Source organism: Bathymodiolus platifrons methanotrophic gill symbiont, assembly GCF_002189065.1.
Lineage (GTDB): Bacteria > Pseudomonadota > Gammaproteobacteria > Methylococcales > Methylomonadaceae > Methyloprofundus.
Window position 1 is genome coordinate 1 of record NZ_BDMN01000345.1, and the last position, 5,182, is coordinate 5,182.

7 protein-coding genes are annotated in these 5,182 nt (G+C 41.3%); all 7 read left to right on the plus strand.

Going from position 1 to position 5,182, the window contains the following annotated elements; translation table 11 throughout:
- Window positions 1–437: 437 nt before the first annotated feature.
- Window positions 438–827, plus strand: a complete 390-nt coding sequence (locus CDZ78_RS17235) for a hypothetical protein (protein ID WP_087871094.1) — start codon at window positions 438–440, stop codon at window positions 825–827.
- 46 nt (window positions 828–873) lie between these two features.
- Window positions 874–1,440, plus strand: coding sequence for a YqgE/AlgH family protein (locus CDZ78_RS17240; RefSeq protein ID WP_087871095.1), 567 nt, complete (start codon window positions 874–876; stop codon window positions 1,438–1,440).
- Complete coding sequence (gene ruvX / locus CDZ78_RS17245; RefSeq protein ID WP_087871096.1) at window positions 1,433–1,897, plus strand: Holliday junction resolvase RuvX; 465 nt, start codon at window positions 1,433–1,435, stop codon at window positions 1,895–1,897. The genes CDZ78_RS17240 and ruvX overlap by 8 nt, the downstream gene beginning before the upstream one ends.
- On the plus strand, window positions 1,887–2,396 hold the full coding sequence (pyrR, locus tag CDZ78_RS17250) for a bifunctional pyr operon transcriptional regulator/uracil phosphoribosyltransferase PyrR (RefSeq protein WP_087871097.1): 510 nt from the start codon (window positions 1,887–1,889) through the stop codon (window positions 2,394–2,396). Before ruvX ends, pyrR begins: the two co-directional genes overlap by 11 nt.
- A 9-nt stretch (window positions 2,397–2,405) precedes the next feature.
- A complete protein-coding gene (locus CDZ78_RS17255) occupies window positions 2,406–3,377 on the plus strand; it encodes an aspartate carbamoyltransferase catalytic subunit (RefSeq protein ID WP_087871098.1) in 972 nt (323 codons plus the stop codon).
- Window positions 3,377–4,657 (plus strand): dihydroorotase, encoded by a 1,281-nt coding sequence (locus CDZ78_RS17260; RefSeq protein ID WP_087871099.1) that lies wholly within the window; start codon window positions 3,377–3,379, stop codon window positions 4,655–4,657. The genes CDZ78_RS17255 and CDZ78_RS17260 overlap by 1 nt, the downstream gene beginning before the upstream one ends.
- 42 nt (window positions 4,658–4,699) lie before the next feature.
- On the plus strand, window positions 4,700–5,182 hold a 483-nt coding region (locus CDZ78_RS17265), incomplete at its 3' end, for a YaeQ family protein (protein WP_087871100.1).

Genomic DNA, 5,182 nt, shown 5'->3' on the forward strand with positions numbered 1-5,182 from the left:
TTTGAAACGAATGAAAAGACTATTTTTTTCATATAGTTGTAGCATAGTTTTCATTTTACCATAAATAATTATTGGGAAACTTCAGATGTAGAGTTGAAATGGGTAAAGTGATTTCTCATGCGATTGCATTCGTGCGGGCTCTTAACCGAAGGGGGTAATGGCTTAAGCTAATGCCATTGGGTTAGAACCCCCTGGCACTATATATTGTGGTAGGAGATGCAAGTTAACTAGCTCCTTTATATTTTCTAGTAGAGGCGAATAGATAATCGTTACCAAATTGGATGGCCAATTTTTAGTATAAAGTTATTCTGGTTGACCTTAAAAAACTATGGTTGTTTATGCTCTTTTTTAATATTTATAACGCCAGTATTTTTAGTTCTCGTCAGAACTATCTTATAATGCTTTCAGCTAATGATGTTCTTGTTTAAAGAGGTCTTATGGAAATTCTATTAATAGGCGCAGTTGCCTGTATGACAGCACTCATACTATCAGCATGGCTAATGACATTTGCTCGCTGGTTCCCAATTAAAGGTATCGATGAAAAATTTTTAGTTGATTATAAAACCATGATTAGAGCACATATAGATTATGCTCTTATGGCGCTATTCAATTTAGCCTTTTATGGTTCCGGTGTTGAACTGCCTGTTTTTGCATGTTGGTGTGTCGCTATAGGTGGGTTTACTAACCCTAGTGTTTTTGTCGTTGCAGCTTTTGACCCTGATTTTTGGAATAAACAAATATGGAGGGTTTTAACAGCCATAAGTTTTATTATCACAACAATCGGATTTGTGGCAGTGGGTGTAACATTTGTTCAGCACGCTTTGTAAAATTTGATGCGACCTGTCATTATTAAAAAATTAATCAAGAGTTTTTATGCAAGAAATCGACTCCTTTAAAAATCAATTGCTGATTGCAATGCCGAACTTGAAAGACCCTAATTTCTTCCATGGAGTCACATTTATCTGTCAGCATAATAGCGAAGGTGCATTAGGGCTAGTGATTAATCATCCAATGGAAATGATTCTGGGCGATATTTTAGAGCAAATGGACATTGTTGCTAGCAGTGATAAAATTGCGGAAATTCCCATTTTTTCTGGTGGCCCCGTACAACAAGAGCGTGGTTTTGTTTTGCACCATACTTCTAATGAGCTTTGGGAATCTAGTATTGCTGTATCTGATACCTTGTCCTTAACGACATCGCGAGATATATTGAAAGCCATTGCTGAAGGAGAAGGGCCTAAAAAGTTTTTGATTGCTTTGGGTTATGCTGGGTGGGGTGTCGATCAGCTGGAAACAGAAATGAAAAGTAATGCCTGGTTGAGCACCCAGTATGATGAAGGGGTTGTGTTTGATACTCCAATTAACAAGCGCTGGAGTGCCGCAGCAAATAAAATGGGTCTGGATATTAATTTATTAAGCAGTCAGGTCGGGCATGCATAAGCAGGATCCTGTTCTGGCAAAGTTAAATTCGGACAGTTATTTAGGGTTTGATTTTGGCAATAAAAAAATAGGCATGGCAGTGGGGCAATTAACTACTAAAACAGCTAGCCCCCTAGAGACTATTCGGTCGCTTAACCAGGTTCCTAACTGGGAAAAAATTAGTCAAATAATTAAAGAGTGGCAACCTGAAGGTCTGGTTGTAGGTGTCTCTCGTCAATTTGATGGTACTGATAATCCCATTACACCAAGAATGTTAAAATTCTGCCGGCAATTAAATGGTCGTTTTAATTTGCCAGTGTTTCAAATGGACGAAGCCCTATCAACCTTTGAGGCAAAACAAATGTTGTATGATGATGTTCACGTCAGTGCAAGTAAACTGTGGGAAGTACAGGATCAGCTCGCAGCACAATTAATTCTTCAGTCCTGGCTAAACCAACAAAGTAATAATGACAGTTGATCAGATAGAAATTCCGCTTTTACTTAATCAATTAGGGGCATCACTTGTTGAGGCAATAGAGCAAAGGCAGATCGAGAATCCCATTGTTATTGGTATTCACTCGGGCGGAGTCTGGGTGGCAGAGAAAATACATCAATGTCTTAAGGTTAAAGAGCCTTTGGGTTTGCTGGATATTTCTTTTTATCGGGATGATTTTTCGCAAATTGGTGTCAACCCTAAAGTAAAGCAGAGTAAATTGCCTTTAACTGTCGAAGGGCGAGATATTATTTTAATTGACGATGTTTTTTATACCGGGCGCACGATTCGGGCGGCTTTAAATGAGATTTTTGACTACGGGCGACCTAGACAAGTTATTTTAGGAGTTTTGATTGAACGCAATGGTCGACAAGTGCCTATTCGCCCTGATTGTATTGGTGCCGAGATAAATCTGATCGCCGGACAGCGTATTAAACTAACCGGGTCTGAGCCATTAGGTGTGGTAATTCAGACAGTTTCCTAGGAGGGGCTTATGCTTGCTATCAAGAATTTACAATTAAATTCATCAGGAAAATTAAAACATTTCTTAAGTATTGAAGGTCTGGATAAAAGCTTACTAACAGAAGTTTTGGATACGGCTGAATCTTTTGCAGATATTTCTGAGCAGCGGGTTAAAAAAATTCCTTTATTGCGTGGCAAAACGATTGTTAATTTGTTCTTTGAGAATAGCACCCGTACTCGTGCGACCTTTGAGCTTGCAGCATCCCGGCTTTCTGCCGATGTTTTGAGTATGAATATTGCGACCTCCGCTACGTCTAAAGGAGAAAGCTTATTAGACACTATTCGTAATCTAGAGGCGATGCAGGTCGATATGTTTGTCGTGCGTCATTCATTAAGTGGTGCCGCTCATTTTATGGCTGAGCATGCAGCGCCACATATCAGTGTTATTAATGCTGGAGATGGACAGCACGAACATCCAACACAGGCGATGCTGGATATGTTCACGATTCGGCGAGTAAAACAGCAATTTTCAGGACTTCGAGTGGCCATAGTCGGAGATATCTTGCACTCGCGCGTGGCCAGGTCCCAGATTCATGCCTTGAATATTCTTGGTGCGCAAGAGGTTAGAGTTATTGCCCCCAAGACCTTATTACCAGCACAAGTGGAAAGCCTGGGGGTGACGGTTTATCATGATTTAGCGGCTGGCTTAAAGAATATTGATGTCATTATTATGCTGCGTTTACAAAAAGAGCGTATGAATAGTGCTCTGCTACCCAGTGAAAGTGAATATTTTAAATGTTTTGGCTTATCGGATGATAAATTAAAGTGTGCTAATAAGGATGCGATAGTCATGCATCCAGGACCTATTAATCGTGGTGTCGAAATTTCATCAAGTGTGGCCGATGGGCCGCAGTCTGTTATTTTACAGCAAGTGACTAATGGGATAGCAGTACGTATGGCTGTTATGTCAATGACGATGCATAGCAATGCGGGGACTGAATAATGCGTATTGAAATTGTAAATGGACAGATTATAGATCCCATGAATGAAGTGAATGTACAGGGGAACCTGTATATTGCTGAGGGTGAAATTGTTGGTGTCGGCAGTGCCCCCGAAGGCTTTGTTGCGCAACATCGGGTTGATGCACAGGGACAAGTCGTTTGTCCCGGTTTTATCGACTTAAGCACGCGCCTGCGTGAACCTGGTCAGACGCATAAAGCAACCATACTATCAGAAACACGGGCAGCAGCTAGTGCCGGATTTACTAGTCTATGCATTCCACCTGACACTAATCCTGTTATTGATACACCTGCAGTACTGGAGTTAATTAAAGATAAAGCAGAACAGTGTGCTTATGCACATATATATCCTGTTGCAGCGTTAACTAAAAAATTAGCAGGCAAAGAATTAAGTTCCATGTTTGCATTAAAGCAAGCTGGTTGTGTCGCTGTAAGCCATGCACAAGAGGCTATTCATGACTTGTTGGTTTTACGGCGGGCAATGGAATATGCAGCAACACATGATTTATTATTGATGTATAGCCCGCAAGAACAGGCTTTAAGCAATCAAGGCTGTGCACATGAAGGAGCAATGGCGAGTCGCTATGGCCTACCAGGGATTCCCGTTGCCGCAGAAACGATTGCCTTAATGCAATGTATCGAACTAATTGAGCAAACGGGGTGTCGGGTACATTTTCGTGGCTTAAGCTGCGCACGTTCGGTTGTTCTAATTGCCAAGGCAAAACAGTTAGGGTTACCTGTTACTGCTGATGTCGCTATGCACCAATTACACTTAACGGATGAGGATATGCAGCCTTATGATAGCCATTATTATGTATTGCCACCGTTACGTAGTGTGCAAGATAGAAGTACTTTAATAGCCGCAGTACAGTCTGGAGCTATAGATAGTATTTGTAGTGATCATCAGCCGCATAATATTGATGCCAAGCTGGGCGCATTTCCGGAAACGGAGCCGGGGATCTCTTCGCTGGAAACAGTTTTGCCTTTGTTATTACGTCTGGTTGAACAAGGGGCGATAGAATTATCTCAAGGTATTGCTAAATTATCCTCAGAGCCAGCGCGTATTTTAGGCATAAATTCAGGCTCTATCGCTATTGGAAATGTGGCTGATGTGTGTGTGTTTGACCCTGCAACAGAATGGCAGGTCAATGCGGAAACATGGCAAAGCCAGGGGCGTAATACGCCTTACTGGCTGGCAACGATGCAAGGTAAAGTAACCCATACTATTCAAGCGGGTAAAATTTTGTTTGCACTGCAGAATTAAAGAGGTGCAAATTCAAGCTATAAATATCACTTAATTTTGCTTATGGCCATTAGCTCAACGATCAATAAAATATCCCTTAATATTGCCGATATGGACCGGCATTATTATCAAACTCACGACCTAATCATTGCCCAGCACCCGTCAGAGACAGATTTCCGTTTTATGATACGTGTTATTGCGTTTGCAGCAAATGCCAATGAGCAACTTAGCTTTAGCAAAGGGCTTGCAGATGATGAAGAGCCTGAGCTATGGCAAAAGGCACTGACAGGTGATATTGAAATATGGATTGATTTAGGGCAACCCGATGAGAAAAGAATTCGCAAAGCCTGTGGCCGTGCTGATCAAGTTATGATCTACACATACTATGAACGCAAAGCAAAAACCTGGTGGGAGCAACAACAAGGAAAGTTACAGCGCTTTAAAAACCTTCAGGTGGTGCACATTAACGCAGAGGGTGTGGAGTCACTACTTAAGCGTTCTATGCAATTGCAGTGTAATATTCAGGATGGCATTATGTATTTAAGT

Excerpts from the sequence above, each read along its gene's own strand:
- CDZ78_RS17260 (WP_087871099.1), top strand. The coding sequence starts at position 3,377 with ATGCGTATTGAAATTGTAAATGGACAGATTATAGATCCCATGAATGAA.
- pyrR (WP_087871097.1), top strand. The coding sequence starts at position 1,887 with ATGACAGTTGATCAGATAGAAATTCCGCTTTTACTTAATCAATTAGGG.
- CDZ78_RS17255 (WP_087871098.1), top strand. The coding sequence starts at position 2,406 with ATGCTTGCTATCAAGAATTTACAATTAAATTCATCAGGAAAATTAAAA.
- CDZ78_RS17240 (WP_087871095.1), top strand. The coding sequence starts at position 874 with ATGCAAGAAATCGACTCCTTTAAAAATCAATTGCTGATTGCAATGCCG.
- ruvX (WP_087871096.1), top strand. The coding sequence starts at position 1,433 with ATGCATAAGCAGGATCCTGTTCTGGCAAAGTTAAATTCGGACAGTTAT.
- CDZ78_RS17235 (WP_087871094.1), top strand. The coding sequence starts at position 438 with ATGGAAATTCTATTAATAGGCGCAGTTGCCTGTATGACAGCACTCATA.